The sequence below is a fragment of the Citreimonas sp. genome (assembly GCF_042096055.1).
Lineage (GTDB): Bacteria > Pseudomonadota > Alphaproteobacteria > Rhodobacterales > Rhodobacteraceae > Citreimonas.
The window spans coordinates 23,512-36,582 of record NZ_JBELMH010000026.1 but is presented as its reverse complement, the minus strand read 5'-3'; the positions used below and the strand labels follow the sequence as shown (position 1 = coordinate 36,582).

The following is a 13,071-nucleotide window of genomic DNA, read 5'->3' as shown; positions in this document are numbered from 1 at the left end:
ACGGCGGTCGAGATCGGCAAGCTGATGGGCGCGCGGGTGATCGCCTGCGCCCGCGGCCGCGACAAGCTGCGCGCCGCGCACGAGGCCGGCGCCGACCACCTGATCGACGCGACCGACACCGACATCCGCGACGCGGTGCGCGCGCTCGGCGGTGCAGACGTGGTCTACGATCCGGTGGGCGGCGCGCAGTTCGACGCGGCCTTCCGCGCCTGCCGCCCCGAGGCGCGCATCCTCACCATCGGCTTCGCCTCGGGCGAGGTGCCGCAGATCAAGGCCAACCACCTGCTGGTCAAGAACCTGACCGTGATGGGCCTCTACTGGGGCGGCTACCTGGGCTTCCGCCCCGATGTGCTGACGCAGTCGCTGCGCATCCTGATGGAATGGCACCGGCAGGAGCGCATCCGCCCCCATGTCAGCCACGCCCTGCCGCTGGACGAGGCCGAGGCCGCCCTCGCCCTGCTGCGCGACCGCCGCTCGACCGGCAAGGTGGTGATCGAGATCGCCGACCTCTAGTCCCGCGCGGGCCGGGGACGGCGGGCGGGGCGACGCGGCCCGCAGGGCCGCGAGCGCCGTATCGCCGTCACACGCCCCGTTCGGCGGCGTAGACCCGATCGATCATCTCCTGCGTGCCGCGGCCGAATTCCAGCGGCACCGTCACCTCGGCGCCCTCCAGCAGGCAGCGGTTGAACGCCTCGATCTGCGCCACGTAGTGATCGGCCGTGGGATAGCGCCACTCGGTCACCTCCGAGCCGCCGCCGCGATGGTCCACCCGCGACAGCATCACGCGCGCCTCGCCGAAGACGCGCGGGTTGAAGGGTGCGACCAGCCGCATCACGCCGCCCTCGCCGTGGAACGTCACCTCCTGCCACGGCGCCGCCCGCATCGAGACCATGCCCGCGTACTGGAACGACGGGAACCGCGCGGTCACGTGTGCCCAGACGTCGACGCCGTTCTCGCGCCGGATGCGCACGTCGTGCAGCTCCTCGGGTTCCTCTCCGGTCACCAGCCGGACCGAGCCGAAGATGTAGACGCCGATATCGGGGATCGCCCCGCCGCCGGTCTCGACTCGGTTGCGGATGTTCGACGCCTCGTTGCGGTTGTCGTAGCTGAAGCTCGCGGTGACGTTGACCAGCTTGCCGATCGCGCCTTCGCGATAAAGCTCGCGCGCCTTCTGCCATTGCGGGTGGTGCGGGATCATGAAGGCCTCGACCGTGGTCAGCCCGGTGCGGTCGCGCGCCTCGATGACCTTGTCGTAGTCGGCCACGTTCATGCCCAGCGGCTTTTCGACCAGCACCGGCTTGCCGGCCTCGAGGGCCTTGATCGTCCACTCGACATGCATGTGGTTCGGCAGCGGGATGTAGACCGCGTCGATCTCGGGATCGGCCAGCAGCGCGTCATAGCTGTCGTGCACCCGCAGGTCGGGGTTCAGCGCGACGAACGGCGCGGCCTTCGCCCGGTCGCGGGTGGCCAGCGCCGCGAAGGTGCCGCCCTCGGCCACCTGGCAGGCCTGCGCCATCGTCGTGCGCGCCAGCTTCGCCGCGCCCAGGATACCCCATCTCACGTGATCCATACGTCATCCTCCCCGATACCGGTTAGCGGTATCGGGGAGGACGCGCCGAGTTGCAAGCGCGCCGCGGGCTCAGGCGGTGGTCATGCCCTGCTGCTTGGCCAGATCGCGCATCTTCTTCTGCAGCTTCTCGAAGGCCCGCACCTCGATCTGGCGGATGCGCTCGCGGCTGACGTCGTAGACCGACGACAGGTCCTCGAGCGTCACCGGCTGCTCGGACAGGCGCCGCTGGGTCAGGATGTCCTTCTCGCGATCGTTGAGCACGCTCATCGCCTCGATCAGCAACGCACGACGGGATTCGAGCTCGTTGCGCTCGGCGTAATCCTCGGCCTGGTCGGCGGATTCATCCTCCAGCCAGTCCTGCCACTGCATCGTGCCCTCACCCTCGGAGCCGACGGTGGCGTTCAGCGACGCGTCGCCGCCCGACAGCCGCCGGTTCATCGAGATCACCTCGTCGGTGGTCACGCCCAGGTCGGTCGCGATCTTCTCGACGTGCTCGGGGCGCAGGTCGCCCTCCTCCAGCGCGCCGATGCGGCTTTTGGCCTTGCGCAGGTTGAAGAACAGCTTCTTCTGCGCCGACGTGGTCCCCAGCTTCACCAGACTCCAGGACCGCAGGATGTATTCCTGAATCGACGCCCGGATCCACCACATCGCGTAGGTCGCCAGGCGGAACCCCTTCTCGGGGTCGAAGCGCTTGACCGCCTGCATCAGGCCGACGTTCGCCTCGGAAATCACCTCGGCCTGCGGCAGGCCGTAGCCGCGGTAGCCCATGGCGATCTTCGCCGCCAGCCGCAGGTGCGAGGTCACCAGCCGGTGCGCGGCCTCGGTGTCCTGATCCTCGACCCAGCGCTTGGCCAGCATGTATTCCTCTTCGGGCTCCAGCAGCGGAAAGCGCCGGATTTCCGACAGGTAGCGGCTGAGGCCGGCCTCCGGCGACGGCGCCGGCAGATTGGCATAGTTGCTCACGACACGTCCCTCCATCACCGCCCGATGTTATCGGGCTTAACATTCAGATAGGCGCTAACATCGTCGCGTTCAAGCTGATGAAGCCCGATTCGCCGACGCTGCCAGCATCCTGTTACCGTTCACTTAAACAAGAAATGCGGCCGCGTAAGGTTGCATTGCCGGCCTTCACGCCCCCGTGCGCATCAGCGCGCCGGCGTGAGTGGATGTTACACCCGGCGGCGCGGTCAGGCGCCGCGCAGCGCGGCGATCAGCGCCGACAGGTCGTCGGGCGGATCGGCGCGGAACGTCATCCGCCCGCTGCCGTCGGGGTGGTCGAAGCCCAGCTCGGCCGCGTGCAGCGCCTGCCGGTGGAAGTCCTGCGCCACGGCCAGCGCGTCCGCGCCCAGCGCCTTGACCGACAGCTTGCGCCGCCCGCCATAGACCGGATCACCGATCAGCGCGTGGCCCGCATGCGCCATGTGCACCCGGATCTGGTGCGTGCGCCCGGTCTGCAGCCGGCATTCCACCAGGGCGGCCGCCGGCGGCGTGCCGAAGCGCTCCAGCACCCGCGCGCGGGTGATCGCGTGGCGCCCGTGCCCGTCGAAATAGACCGCCTGCCGCTGCCGGTCCGTCCGGTGCCGCGCCAGCCCCGAGGTGATGGTGATCGCGCCGCCCTCGACCGACACGCCGCGCGTGCCCAGCAGCCGCGGGTCGGCCTGGTCGGGCACGCCGTGCACCACCGCCATGTAGGCTCGGTCGACCGAGTGGTCGGCGAACTGCGCGGCCAGCGCGTGATGCGCGCGGTCGGACTTGGCCACCACCAGCAGGCCGGTCGTGTCCTTGTCGATGCGGTGCACGATGCCGGGCCGCTTCTCGCCGCCGACGCCGGACAGGTTGCCGCCGAAATGGTGCAGCAGCGCGTTGACCAGCGTGCCGTCGGGCGATCCCGGCGCGGGATGCACCACCATGCCGGCGGGCTTGTTGACGACGATCAGGTCGTCGTCCTCGTGCCGGACATCCAGCGCGATCGCCTGCGCCTCGACGTGGTAATCCTGCTGCGCGGGCACCGCGATGGCGATCTCGTCGCCCTCCTCGACGCAGGCCTTGGGATCGCGCAGCACCTCGGCGCCGCGGCTGACGGCACCCTCGGCGATCAGGCGCGACAGCCGGGTGCGCGACAGCGCGGCCTCCTCTGGCACATCGCGCGCCAGCGCCTTATCAAGGCGCGGCGGCGGCGCGGCCGCGATGGTGACGCGAAGGATCCGGTCCATGTCTTCACTCCGGCCCGAAGACGAGCTTCCCGAGCCGCCCGCGCTGCGGCTGCTGCGCCGGCTGGTGACGGTTCTGATGGTGGTGATGATCGGCGCGGTCGTCGCGATGACCGCCCTGCTGTGGCACGGCTATAGCAACGCCCGCGCGCCCTTGCCAGAGCGCATCGCCCTGCCCGACGGCACCACCGCCACGGCCTTCACCCAAGGGCCCGACTGGTACGCCGTTGTCACCGCCGACGACCGCATCCTGATCTTCGACCGCGCCGCCGGCACGCTGCGCCAGAGTATCGCTGTCGTGCCGCAGGCGACCGGTGCCGATCCGGCGTCTCCTTGACACGCGTGCGCCCCCCTTCATACTGCCACAACTTATTGGAGAACCCCGGAAACCGTTGACCGCATGGCGCAACCATCCAGCTCCAACCCTTGCGCGCACTCGACCGTCGTCGCCCGGTTCGAGACGTTCGAGGTCCGCGCCGCCTACGGCATGTTCTACATCCGCCAGCCCCACGCCCTGACGACCGAGACGCACCGGATCTTTCTCGACTGGCTCAACAGCATGGGCCCCGAGGCCTGCGCCACGCCCACCATCCACGACATGCGCGGCTCTGCCTTCGACGACGTCGGCACCGAGGTCGTGAAGGCCTGGGTGCACCTGAGCTCGCGCAACCGGAACCGGCAGACGACGCCGCGCGCGATGATCGTCGGCAGCGAGGCCGCCTACGGCACGATGCGGATGTTCCAGAACCTGTCCGACGCGCGCAGCGTCATCGACCCGTCGAAGCTGTTCGTCACCTACTCGCTGGCCGACGGCATCCGCTGGCTGCGCCCGCATCGCAAGCGTGGCTCCGCAGCACTGGTGACCTGATGGCGCGGCGTCCTCGGCCCGGCGATGCGTTCTTGGGGGATGGTACCGCCTCCCCGGCTCGAACGGGGGACCTCTAGATCCACAATCTAGCGCTCTAACCAACTGAGCTAAGGCGGCACGCGAGGGCGAAATACCCAGAGCCCGGATCGATTGCAAGCGCGAATCCTAGAGATCCGTCTCCCAGCGCTGTTCCACCAGATCGACGCCGAAACTGTGCACCGGGCGCGACGCCACGCACCGCCAGCCCGCGCTTCGGTACAGCGCGCAGGCCGCGCGGTGGCTTTCATGCGTGCCCAGCACCATGCGCCGATAGCCCGCCGCGCGTGCGAAATCGGTGCACGCGCCCAGCATCCGCCGGCCCAGCCCGGTGCCGCGCGCCGCGTCGTGCAGGATGAACATCCGCAGCCGCGCCGTCGTATCGTCCTCGCGCACGCAGAAGATGCTGCCCAGCGGACAATCCGCCTCGGCCACGAACCCACGCTCGCGCGCCGGGTCGTGCCCAGTCTCGAACGACGACAGCGCGCCGTCGACCACCTCTCCGAAGCTTTCGTCGAAACCCTCGACGCGTGCGTAATGCGTCACGTGCAGCGCCAGCAGCCACGCGTGATCCTCCGGTCGATAGGGTCGCAGCACAGCCTCCATGCCCGCCAGCTAGCCCCGCGCGCGCTTGCAAATCAACCGCGCCGGCTTTAGCGCTGTGGCCTGCCAAACCGCAAAGGGTCAGCCATGGGCATCAACGACGAACGCGACATCGAGGCGAACCTGCAGATCGGACCGACCGACATGGGCCAGGTGCGCCTCTTCGTGACCGCCGACGGCGGGCTCGAGATCCCGATGGACTTCGACCCCGAGGAGGCCGAGGAGATCGTCGACGAACTGCGCGCCGCGATCCAGGCCGCCCGCCGTGTCAAGCCCAAGGGCCGCCGCTGACTAGAGCTCGCCCAGGCACGCGCCCGGATCGCGCAGGCCGTGCAGCCGGCGCGCCGCGTGCTGCGCGAAGCGCCGGATGACCGCGTTGCGCCGCGCGCCGGCCAGCTTCGTCTCGGGGCCCATGCGCAGGATCTCGGCGTCGTAGGCGTCGGCGACGATCAGCCCGGTCCCGTCCGGCAGCCGCTCGGTCGGGAAATCCTGGTCCACCGCCCAGAAATACCGGTCGCCCCATTCCAGGTAGCCTTCCCATTTCGCGTCCGAGGTGAAGTCGGCCACGCTCGACTTGCACTCGATCACCCACAGCGCGCCCTTGGGGCCCAGCGCCATGACGTCCAGCCGCTTGCCGCGCTCGGGGCAGAATTCCTCGACCACCGAGAAGCCCATGCTGGCGAGGTGCCGGCACACGCCCCGCGCCAGAAGCTGGCCGGGTTTCATCTCGGCCATCCCGGGCCTGTCGCTCATCCCAATCATGGCCCGAATATGAACAAGCCGTGAACAAACGGCAACCCCGCTTTCCTTCCGCAGTCGGCGCGACTAGCGTCTCCAGGCATTCACGGAGACCGCCATGCCGCAGGACACCGACACCGCGCCGCGCTACGAGGCCGATCCCGACACCGGCCACCGCCTCGGCCGGGCCGAGGCGCGCAACGTCCGCGCCGCGCGCGAGCTCGAGGATCACCTGGGCTGGCTCAACACCTTCACCGGCACGGCGCTCGGCGTGCTGGCGGTCGCCTCGGGCATCTACACCTATCTCGGGGTCTCGTCGCTGCTGGACGACAACGGTGCCATGTCCGTCTTCGCCGCCATCGCCTATTCCACCGCCGTCTCGGTCGGCATCTTCGTGTTCTGGTCGTACCTCATGCGGCTCTTCCCGTCGGTGCGCACCGCCGCCGCGCGCACCGGGCTCTTCGCCGCGATGGGGCTGGGCAGCCTCGCCATCGTGGCCATGTCGTCCTGGCTGAACGCCGCGGCGCTGGCAGGCTCGGCGGCCGTCGAACAGCACCTGGCCGAGACGGTGCAGGACTACCAGTCCAGCCTGGAACGCGCGCACGAGGTCGCGCTGTCCGCGCAGGCGCTGGAGCGCGACGTCGCCCGCGTGCGCCAGAGCTTCGAGGACCTGTCCGAGCAGGAGGCGCAAGGGTCCCTGTCGGGCCTCGCCGGGCGCGGCGCGGTCTTCCGCGTGCTGCGGCAGAAATCGGACGAGCTCGCCACGCTGGAAGCGCAGATCGCCGCGCAGACGCCGCTGGTCGAATCCGCCTTCGACGAGGGCAACCAGATCCTGTCGCGCATGCGCTCGCTCACGGTCGAGCCGGGCCCGGTCGAGGCGCGCTCGGTCGAGTTCTCCGAGGCCGCCGTGCGCCTGCAGGGCATCATCACCCAGCTGCGCCAGCTGTCGGTCGCCCCGCTCGTGCAGCGCGCCGCGCAGGACCTGTCGGAATCGGTGGTGCTGCCCGAACTCGACGCCAGCACCGACGCCGCGCGCGACAGCCAGTCCGCGACCATCGGCTCGGTCCTGCAGGTGCTGGCGCAGCGCGCGGCGACGCTGGACCAGGCCGCCGCGCAGGTCATCGCCATGCAGCCCCCGGCGGAAATCGACTACACGCCCCTGTCGGCGGCCGACGCGGTGATCGTCTACGCGCGCAACTTCGTGCCTTCGTGGGCGGGCGCCATCGCGATCGACCTGCTGCCCGCGGTGCTGGTCTTCATCGTCGCGATCACCCGCTCGGCCATCCGGCAGGGGCGCGAGGGCTCGGGCGTCGAGGACACCATGACCCTGGCCGAGCTGCGCGCCGCCCTGCACGCCATGCGCGAGATGGAGGGCGCGATGGCGCAGATCCCGCAGGACGCAGGCCCCCGCGCGGCACCGCCGCCGCCACCCGTGCGTGACGCGGCCGAGTAGATGCCGCGCAACGCCATCGCCCGCACGCTGATGGGCGTGCTGATCTTCCAGCTGGGCATCGCCGCCTTCCTGATCCTCGGCGACATGCGGCTGGGCCAGTTGCGCATGCCGGGCTTCGGCCCCGAGACGCCGGGCCTCACACAGCCCGTTCGCCCCGGCGACCAGCGCCGCACCTACGCCCCCGACCGCGACCGTCCCGCCGTGCAGCCCGCGCGCGATCCCGGCGACCTGCCCGACCGGCTGGTCCTGACACCCGAATCCGGCGCCACCTGGCGGCTCGAGGGCGAGATCGCCGAGGGCGACGCCACCCGCATCGCCGACATGCTGGCCGAGGCCGACCCGGCGATCGAGACGCTGATCCTGCAAAGCCCCGGCGGCACCGTGTCCGAGGCGCTGTCCCTGGGGCGCGCCATCCGCCAGGCCGGTATCGGCACGCGCATGCTGTCGGGCGAATACTGCCTGTCGGCCTGCCCCTACCTTCTGGCGGGGGGCGCCACGCGCCGGATCGACCCCGACGCCTCGGTCGGCGTGCACCAGCATTTCTACGGTCGCAACGTGCTGCTGCCCGCCTTCGTCGCGGTCGAGGACATCCAGGCCAGCCAGGCCGAGGTGATGGATTATCTCGACGAGATGGGCATCGACCCGATGGTCATGCGCCACGGTCTCGGCACGCCCCCGGACGAGATCTACATCCTGGTGCCCGAAGAGCTGGAACGCTACGGCTTCGTCACCCCCGAAAGCTGACCGACCGACCCCGTGCCGCGGCCCGTCGGACTTTCTCTCGGCGGCCCTTGTCAGACGGCCGGGACAGGCTTACCTCTGCGCTCAGGCGGGTTCTGCCCTTCTCGTGAACGGGTACATTCCGGTGGCCTTAAGCAAATCCGAGGGAGCTGGCTCTGGCGTGACCGTGGTCTCGCTACCTGGCGCCCACCTGTACATACAGGTCCTCGGGAATGCACGACCCACACGGTTGGCGTGGTTCCCGCCGCTTGCGTTCCCCCGCGCCTGCGCCGGGTGACGGCCCGCCGCCGCGGATCGCGGCGGTGAGGGCGTGAAAGAGGGGGCTCTGCCCCCGCCCGCTTCGCGGACTCCCCTGGGATATTTTCAGAGAGAAGAAGCCGGGTGCGGGGTGCGTCTTTCGGCGGCCTTCGTTACCGAAAGGTAAATTCGTCTCTGCAAACCATTGATTCTTCTGGGGCGCCCCAGTGTCCCATCGTGGGACACGCTCAGAACGCGTCCGGCTTCGCCTCGCGCGCCATGTGGTCCAGGACCGCGTTGACGAATTTCGGCTCGCGCCCCTCGGGGTAGAACGCCTCGGCGACCGAGACGTATTCCGCGATCACCACCTTCGGCGGCGTGTCGAGCGCCACCAGCTCGGCGCCCCCCGCGCGGAACAGCGCCCGCAGCGTGGTGTCGATCCGGTCGATCGGCCACTTGGCCACCAGCGCCCGGTCGGTCAGCTGGTCGATCCGCGCCTGCCAGTTGATCGCTTGCTCGGTCACCTCGGTGAACAGGTCCACGTCGCCCTCGGCCATCTCGTCGCCCTCGGGTGTCGTCGCGCCGAAGCGGTAGTCGAGGAATTCGCGCCGCACCGCATCGACGCTGGAATCCGACTGCTCCATCTGGAACAGCGCCTGCACCGCGTAAAGCCGCGCGGCGCTGCGCATCTTGCGCTTCTGGTTGCCCGAAAGCTCGGTCATGACGCGTCTCCGGGGACGAAGCCGACGCCCTTGCGCTGCGCGCCCCAGTGCCGCGCCAGCGCGATCAGGTGCAGCGCGGCCGCGGCGGCGCCGCCGCCCTTGTTCTGGCCCGCATGCTCGGCGCGCGCCTCGGCCTGCTGGCGGTTCTCGACCGTCAGGATGCCGTTGCCGATGCACAGCCCCTGCAGCCCCAGCAGCGTCAGCCCGCGCGAGCTGTCGTTGCACACGGTCTCGTAATGCGTGGTCTCGCCGCGGATCACGCAGCCCAGCGCGACGTAACCGTCGAAGTCGCTCATCCGCCCGGCGATGCCGATCGCCGTGGGGATCTCGAGCGCGCCGGGCACCTCGACCGTCTGGTGCGAGCCACCCGCGGCCTCGATCTCGGCCCGCGCGCCGGCCAGCAGCTGGTCGGCGATGTCCTTGTAGTACGGCGCCACCACGATCAGCAGCTTGACCGGGCGGTCGAAGTCCGGCCGCGGCAGGGTGTAGTGGGTTTCCGATCCGGCCATCAGCCAAGCTCCGATATCTTGCGGGTGCCGACGATCTCGAGCCCGTAGGCCTCGAGCCCCACCACCTTGGGCGTGGGCGAGTTCGTCAGCAGCGTGAGTTTCGACAGGCCGAGCGAGGACAGGATCTGCGCCCCCAGCCCGTATTGCCGCAGCGTGCGGGGCGAGACCTCCTCGCCCACGTCCATCTTCATCGAGGTGTCGCGCAGCAGCACGACGACGCCCCGCCCCTCGGCGGCGACGGCCTCCATCGCGTGCTGGAACTCGTGCGCCCGGCCGCGCGGGCCGGTGCCGATCACGTCCAGCATCGGGTCCATCGCATGCATCCGCACCAGCACAGGCTCGGGGCCGGACAGATCGCCCTTGACCAGCACCACGTGCTCGTCGCCGTGGGTCTCGTCGACGTAGACGCGCATCGCCCAGTCGCCGCCGAATTCCGACGTGATGGTCTGCTCGGTGCGGACCTTCACGAGGTTGTCGTTGCGCCGGCGGTAGGAAATCAGGTCGCTGATCGTGCCGATCTTGAGGCCGTGCCGCTGCGCGAAGGCCACCAGTTCCGGCAGCCGCGCCATGGTGCCGTCGTCGTTCATGATCTCGCAGATCACGCCCGACGGGTTCAGCCCGGCCAGGCGCGCCACGTCCACCGCGGCCTCGGTATGGCCCGCGCGGACCAGCACGCCGCCCGCCTTGGCGCGCAGCGGAAAGACGTGGCCCGGGGTGGCGATGTCGGCCGCACCCTTGCTGGCGTCGATCGCCACCTGGATCGTGCGCGCCCGGTCGGCGGCCGAGATGCCCGTGGTGACCCCTTCGCGCGCCTCGATCGAGGTGGTGAAGGCGGTCTCGTGCCGGCTCGAATTGTTCGTCGACATCAGCTGCAGGCCCAGTTCGCCGATCCGCTCGCCTGTCATGGCAAGGCAGATCAGCCCGCGGCCGTAGAGCGCCATGAAGTTCACCGCATCGGGCGTCGCCCATTGCGCCGGGATCACCAGGTCGCCCTCGTTCTCGCGGTCCTCGTGGTCGACCAGGATGAACATCCGCCCGGACCGCGCGTCGTCGATGATTTCCTCGACCGAGGAGATCGCGTCGCGCCAGTTCTCCTCGACCGGTCCGGGGGTCTCGTAATCCGCCATGTGGCCTCCGTTTCGTCCCGCGCCAGATACGGCAGCGCAGCCCCGATGGCCAGAGCAAAGCCGCGTCAGTCGAAGATGTCGCCGGCCGCCTTGATCGCCTTCTTCAGCAGCTTGCGCTTCAGCCGCGAATTGCCCAGCAGCCCCAGCGCCACCGCCTCGAGGCCCTTGGCCTTGTCGCGCCGCCCGGCCTTCCGCGGCCGGTCCGGCATCGCACGGTCCGGCGCCCGGCCGTAGCGCGGCGCGTGGTCCGCGTCGGCGCGCAGCATCTTGAGGTCGTGCAGCGGCGCGCCGCAGGCGCTGCAGGCCAGTTCGTGCCGCGTCTGCCCGCTCAGGACCAGCGCCGCGCGCGTGCCGCAATAGGTGCAGGTGGCAACCTTGATGGCTGGCATCGTCTACTCCGGCGTCCTGCCGCCCCCCGCGCGCGGCAGGCTGGCATATAGCGCGACCGCCGCCGCGTTCGACACGTTGAGCGAGCCGAAATCCCCCGCCGCCGCGATGCCCACCAGCGCGTCGCAGCTTTCCTTCGTGCGCGGCCGCAGCCCCGGCCCCTCGGCGCCCAGTACCAGCGCCACGGGCCGGTCGCGCCGGCCGTCGAGGGCGCCCTCGATCGTGGTCTCGGCCTCGCCGTCGAGACCGAGGACCAGCCAGCCGATGGCGCGCAGCTCCAGGATCGTGTCTGACAGGTTGCGCACCCGCAGGTAGGGCTGGCGTTCCAGCGCGCCGCTGGCGGTCTTGGCCAGCGCGCCGGTCTCGGGTGCGGCGTGGTGGCGCGGGCCGATCACCGCCTGCGCGCCGAACACCTCGGCCGAGCGCAGGATGGCGCCGACGTTGTGCGGATCGGTCACCCGGTCGAGCAGCACCAGCCGCGCGCCCGGCCCGCCCGGCGCCACGTCCTCGACCCGCCCCCAGTCCAGCGGCACCACCTCCAGCGCCGCCCCTTGGTGGACCGAGCCGGGATCGAGCGGCGCCTTGAAGCTGCGCGGGTCGTGGATCTCGGGCGTCATTCCGCTTTGCGCGATGGCGTCCGACAGCTTCTCGGCGGCGTTGGGCGTGAGGACCAGGCGCAGCCGCTCGCGGCGCGGATTGACCAGCGCGTCGCGCACCGCGTGGTGCCCGAAGAGCCACACCGTGCGCGCCTCTTCGGCCTTGGCGCCGCGCTCCTTCTCGACCACCCATTTCGGCTTTTTCGCCATGCGTCGCACCCTTTCCCGTGGCCCTCGCCCATCGCATGCGGGCCGGCGCGAGGGCAAGGAATTTCCGGGTTGACGGGGCAAAACCGCCCTAGTAATCACCCGCTCACACCGACGCTTTCGGTGCCGGTGGGCGACAGGCCGCAAGGTGTGGCAGGGGACTGTAACTCCCTCGCGGAGACGCACGCTAGGTTCGATTCCTAGGTCGCCCACCATTCTCCAGACCATCCGCGACACGACCCGCGCCGCCGGCGAGGCGCCGTCACGACAGGGCGCGCACCAGGTCGTCGCGCGACATGCGGCTGCGACCGTCGATGTCGCGCTTCTGCGCCATCCGATAAAGCTCGTCCTTGCTCTTGCCGCCAAGGCCGCCGCCGCCATCGGCCAGCGCCGCCACCAGATCGTCCTTCGACATCCCGCTGCGGCCCTCGATGCCCCGCTGGCGCGCCTTGTCCTGCAGTTCGGCCTTGCTCATCGCGTCGAGCGCCGCGCGCGAGCCCGGGGCGCGGCCGTTCTCGTCGGTCGCCTTGTCGATGGCCCGCAGCAGCGCGTCCTTGCCCATCGACGACCGGCCCCTGATCCCCAGTTCCGAGGCGCGTTCCTCGATCATCCTGCGGGTCGGGCCGCTCTTGCGGATGCGCGCGGCCTTGCGCGCCACGTCGTCGGGCTGGTCGGCGTACTGACCGTCGGCGCCCTTCTTGGCTTGGGTCGACCGCGCGTACTCGTCCTCGGTCAGCAGCAGGCGCACCTCCTTCGGCAGGTAGCGTTCGCCCGAGTCCAGCGACTCCTTGCCGGACTTGGTGCCCCACTCCTCCTCGGTCCACTGGTGCAGGTGCGTCTGGTCCTGGTCCGGCCCGTCATCGGCGTAGCCGCCACCGCGCCGCTTGTATTCCCGCACCGCCATCTGCGCCTTGCGGGCCGACCACTGGCCCTTCTTCCCGCCCTTCGACGAGTCGGTGATCTCGTCCTTCACCTTGTCCCAAAGCTTCGGGTCGGTCTTCTTCGCCTCGGCCATCGCGTGCCCTCCGTGCTCGGCTACAGGGCGACAACGGCGCAGGGCGGCGCGG

The 13,071-nt window shown here is 70.2% G+C and carries 17 protein-coding genes and 2 tRNA genes; 7 read left to right on the top strand and 12 right to left on the bottom strand.

All coding sequences use genetic code 11. The annotated features are described in order from the left end of the window. Positions 1–513: zinc-binding dehydrogenase (locus ACFDTC_RS08060; RefSeq protein WP_375258365.1), on the top strand; the 513-nt coding region annotated here is incomplete at its 5' end. A 67-nt stretch (positions 514–580) separates the two neighbouring features. Here the strand turns inward: ACFDTC_RS08060 and ACFDTC_RS08055 are convergent. The 3 genes from ACFDTC_RS08055 to ACFDTC_RS08045 all read right to left on the bottom strand — a co-directional run bounded on the left by ACFDTC_RS08055 (position 581) and on the right by ACFDTC_RS08045 (position 3,783). Beyond that, positions 581–1,570 carry a Gfo/Idh/MocA family protein gene (locus ACFDTC_RS08055; protein ID WP_375258364.1) on the bottom strand — a complete coding sequence of 330 codons (990 nt, stop codon included), beginning with the start codon at positions 1,568–1,570 and terminating at the stop codon, positions 581–583. 69 nt (positions 1,571–1,639) lie between these two features. Beyond that, positions 1,640–2,533, bottom strand: a complete 894-nt coding sequence (gene rpoH, locus ACFDTC_RS08050) for an RNA polymerase sigma factor RpoH (protein WP_375258363.1) — start codon at positions 2,531–2,533, stop codon at positions 1,640–1,642. A gap of 224 nt (positions 2,534–2,757) precedes the next feature. Next, positions 2,758–3,783: an RluA family pseudouridine synthase gene (locus tag ACFDTC_RS08045; RefSeq protein WP_375258362.1), complete on the bottom strand. Its 1,026-nt coding sequence runs from the start codon at positions 3,781–3,783 to the stop codon at positions 2,758–2,760. Here ACFDTC_RS08045 and ACFDTC_RS08040 point away from each other — a divergent pair. Continuing rightward, positions 3,782–4,117 (top strand): DUF6476 family protein, encoded by a 336-nt coding sequence (locus tag ACFDTC_RS08040; RefSeq protein ID WP_375258361.1) that lies wholly within the window; start codon positions 3,782–3,784, stop codon positions 4,115–4,117. The two genes, ACFDTC_RS08045 and ACFDTC_RS08040, sit on opposite strands and share 2 nt — an antisense overlap. A 63-nt stretch (positions 4,118–4,180) precedes the next feature. After that, complete coding sequence (locus tag ACFDTC_RS08035) at positions 4,181–4,648, top strand: hypothetical protein (RefSeq protein WP_375258360.1); 468 nt, start codon at positions 4,181–4,183, stop codon at positions 4,646–4,648. Between the two features lie 40 nt (positions 4,649–4,688). Here the strand turns inward: ACFDTC_RS08035 and ACFDTC_RS08030 are convergent. Both ACFDTC_RS08030 and ACFDTC_RS08025 read right to left on the bottom strand, forming a co-directional pair. Beyond that, positions 4,689–4,765: transfer RNA gene (locus tag ACFDTC_RS08030), tRNA-His, on the bottom strand. 48 nt (positions 4,766–4,813) lie between these two features. Then, a complete protein-coding gene (locus ACFDTC_RS08025; RefSeq protein ID WP_375258359.1) occupies positions 4,814–5,290 on the bottom strand; it encodes a GNAT family N-acetyltransferase in 477 nt (158 codons plus the stop codon). 84 nt (positions 5,291–5,374) lie between these two features. On the opposite strand from ACFDTC_RS08025, the gene ACFDTC_RS08020 reads away from it, so the two are divergent. Further along, complete coding sequence (locus tag ACFDTC_RS08020) at positions 5,375–5,578, top strand: DUF6324 family protein (RefSeq protein ID WP_375258358.1); 204 nt, start codon at positions 5,375–5,377, stop codon at positions 5,576–5,578. Here ACFDTC_RS08020 and ACFDTC_RS08015 read toward each other — a convergent pair whose 3' ends face one another. Then, complete coding sequence (locus ACFDTC_RS08015; protein ID WP_375258357.1) at positions 5,579–6,040, bottom strand: MmcB family DNA repair protein; 462 nt, start codon at positions 6,038–6,040, stop codon at positions 5,579–5,581. It lies immediately after the preceding gene. Between the two features lie 103 nt (positions 6,041–6,143). On the opposite strand from ACFDTC_RS08015, the gene ACFDTC_RS08010 reads away from it, so the two are divergent. Both ACFDTC_RS08010 and ACFDTC_RS08005 read left to right on the top strand, forming a co-directional pair. Further along, a complete protein-coding gene (locus ACFDTC_RS08010; RefSeq protein WP_375258356.1) occupies positions 6,144–7,478 on the top strand; it encodes a hypothetical protein in 1,335 nt (444 codons plus the stop codon). Continuing rightward, positions 7,479–8,222: a hypothetical protein gene (locus tag ACFDTC_RS08005; RefSeq protein WP_375258355.1), complete on the top strand. Its 744-nt coding sequence runs from the start codon at positions 7,479–7,481 to the stop codon at positions 8,220–8,222. A 482-nt stretch (positions 8,223–8,704) separates the two neighbouring features. Here the strand turns inward: ACFDTC_RS08005 and nusB are convergent, their stop codons facing one another. The 5 genes from nusB to rlmB all read right to left on the bottom strand — a co-directional run bounded on the left by nusB (position 8,705) and on the right by rlmB (position 12,007). Continuing rightward, positions 8,705–9,178, bottom strand: coding sequence for a transcription antitermination factor NusB (gene nusB, locus ACFDTC_RS08000; RefSeq protein ID WP_375258354.1), 474 nt, complete (start codon positions 9,176–9,178; stop codon positions 8,705–8,707). Beyond that, the gene (locus ACFDTC_RS07995; protein WP_375258353.1) at positions 9,175–9,687 is read right to left on the bottom strand and encodes a 6,7-dimethyl-8-ribityllumazine synthase; all 513 of its coding nucleotides are present in this window, start codon (positions 9,685–9,687) and stop codon (positions 9,175–9,177) included. The genes nusB and ACFDTC_RS07995 overlap by 4 nt, the downstream gene beginning before the upstream one ends. After that, entirely contained in the window at positions 9,687–10,814 is a 1,128-nt protein-coding gene (gene ribB, locus ACFDTC_RS07990) for a 3,4-dihydroxy-2-butanone-4-phosphate synthase (protein WP_375258352.1), read from the bottom strand. Before ribB ends, ACFDTC_RS07995 begins: the two co-directional genes overlap by 1 nt. Before the next feature lie 65 nt (positions 10,815–10,879). After that, positions 10,880–11,203, bottom strand: a complete 324-nt coding sequence (locus tag ACFDTC_RS07985) for a hypothetical protein (protein WP_375258351.1) — start codon at positions 11,201–11,203, stop codon at positions 10,880–10,882. Positions 11,204–11,206: 3 nt separating this feature from the next. Further along, complete coding sequence (gene rlmB / locus ACFDTC_RS07980; RefSeq protein ID WP_375258350.1) at positions 11,207–12,007, bottom strand: 23S rRNA (guanosine(2251)-2'-O)-methyltransferase RlmB; 801 nt, start codon at positions 12,005–12,007, stop codon at positions 11,207–11,209. Between the two features lie 128 nt (positions 12,008–12,135). On the opposite strand from rlmB, the gene ACFDTC_RS07975 reads away from it, so the two are divergent. Further along, positions 12,136–12,219, top strand: a tRNA-Tyr gene (locus ACFDTC_RS07975). Positions 12,220–12,266: 47 nt separating this feature from the next. Here ACFDTC_RS07975 and ACFDTC_RS07970 read toward each other — a convergent pair. Next, positions 12,267–13,019 (bottom strand): Rho termination factor N-terminal domain-containing protein, encoded by a 753-nt coding sequence (locus ACFDTC_RS07970; RefSeq protein WP_375258349.1) that lies wholly within the window; start codon positions 13,017–13,019, stop codon positions 12,267–12,269. Between the last annotated feature and the right edge of the window lie 52 nt (positions 13,020–13,071).

Bases quoted from the DNA above. Each gene is read 5' to 3' on its own strand.
- ACFDTC_RS08055 (WP_375258364.1), bottom strand. From the start codon at position 1,570: ATGGATCACGTGAGATGGGGTATCCTGGGCGCGGCGAAGCTGGCGCGC.
- ACFDTC_RS08040 (WP_375258361.1), top strand. From the start codon at position 3,782: ATGTCTTCACTCCGGCCCGAAGACGAGCTTCCCGAGCCGCCCGCGCTG.
- ACFDTC_RS08045 (WP_375258362.1), bottom strand. From the start codon at position 3,783: ATGGACCGGATCCTTCGCGTCACCATCGCGGCCGCGCCGCCGCCGCGC.
- ACFDTC_RS08035 (WP_375258360.1), top strand. From the start codon at position 4,181: ATGGCGCAACCATCCAGCTCCAACCCTTGCGCGCACTCGACCGTCGTC.
- ACFDTC_RS08025 (WP_375258359.1), bottom strand. From the start codon at position 5,290: ATGGAGGCTGTGCTGCGACCCTATCGACCGGAGGATCACGCGTGGCTG.
- ACFDTC_RS08020 (WP_375258358.1), top strand. From the start codon at position 5,375: ATGGGCATCAACGACGAACGCGACATCGAGGCGAACCTGCAGATCGGA.
- ACFDTC_RS08015 (WP_375258357.1), bottom strand. From the start codon at position 6,040: ATGAGCGACAGGCCCGGGATGGCCGAGATGAAACCCGGCCAGCTTCTG.
- ACFDTC_RS08010 (WP_375258356.1), top strand. From the start codon at position 6,144: ATGCCGCAGGACACCGACACCGCGCCGCGCTACGAGGCCGATCCCGAC.
- ACFDTC_RS08005 (WP_375258355.1), top strand. From the start codon at position 7,479: ATGCCGCGCAACGCCATCGCCCGCACGCTGATGGGCGTGCTGATCTTC.
- nusB (WP_375258354.1), bottom strand. From the start codon at position 9,178: ATGACCGAGCTTTCGGGCAACCAGAAGCGCAAGATGCGCAGCGCCGCG.
- ACFDTC_RS07995 (WP_375258353.1), bottom strand. From the start codon at position 9,687: ATGGCCGGATCGGAAACCCACTACACCCTGCCGCGGCCGGACTTCGAC.
- ribB (WP_375258352.1), bottom strand. From the start codon at position 10,814: ATGGCGGATTACGAGACCCCCGGACCGGTCGAGGAGAACTGGCGCGAC.
- ACFDTC_RS07985 (WP_375258351.1), bottom strand. From the start codon at position 11,203: ATGCCAGCCATCAAGGTTGCCACCTGCACCTATTGCGGCACGCGCGCG.
- rlmB (WP_375258350.1), bottom strand. From the start codon at position 12,007: ATGGCGAAAAAGCCGAAATGGGTGGTCGAGAAGGAGCGCGGCGCCAAG.
- ACFDTC_RS07970 (WP_375258349.1), bottom strand. From the start codon at position 13,019: ATGGCCGAGGCGAAGAAGACCGACCCGAAGCTTTGGGACAAGGTGAAG.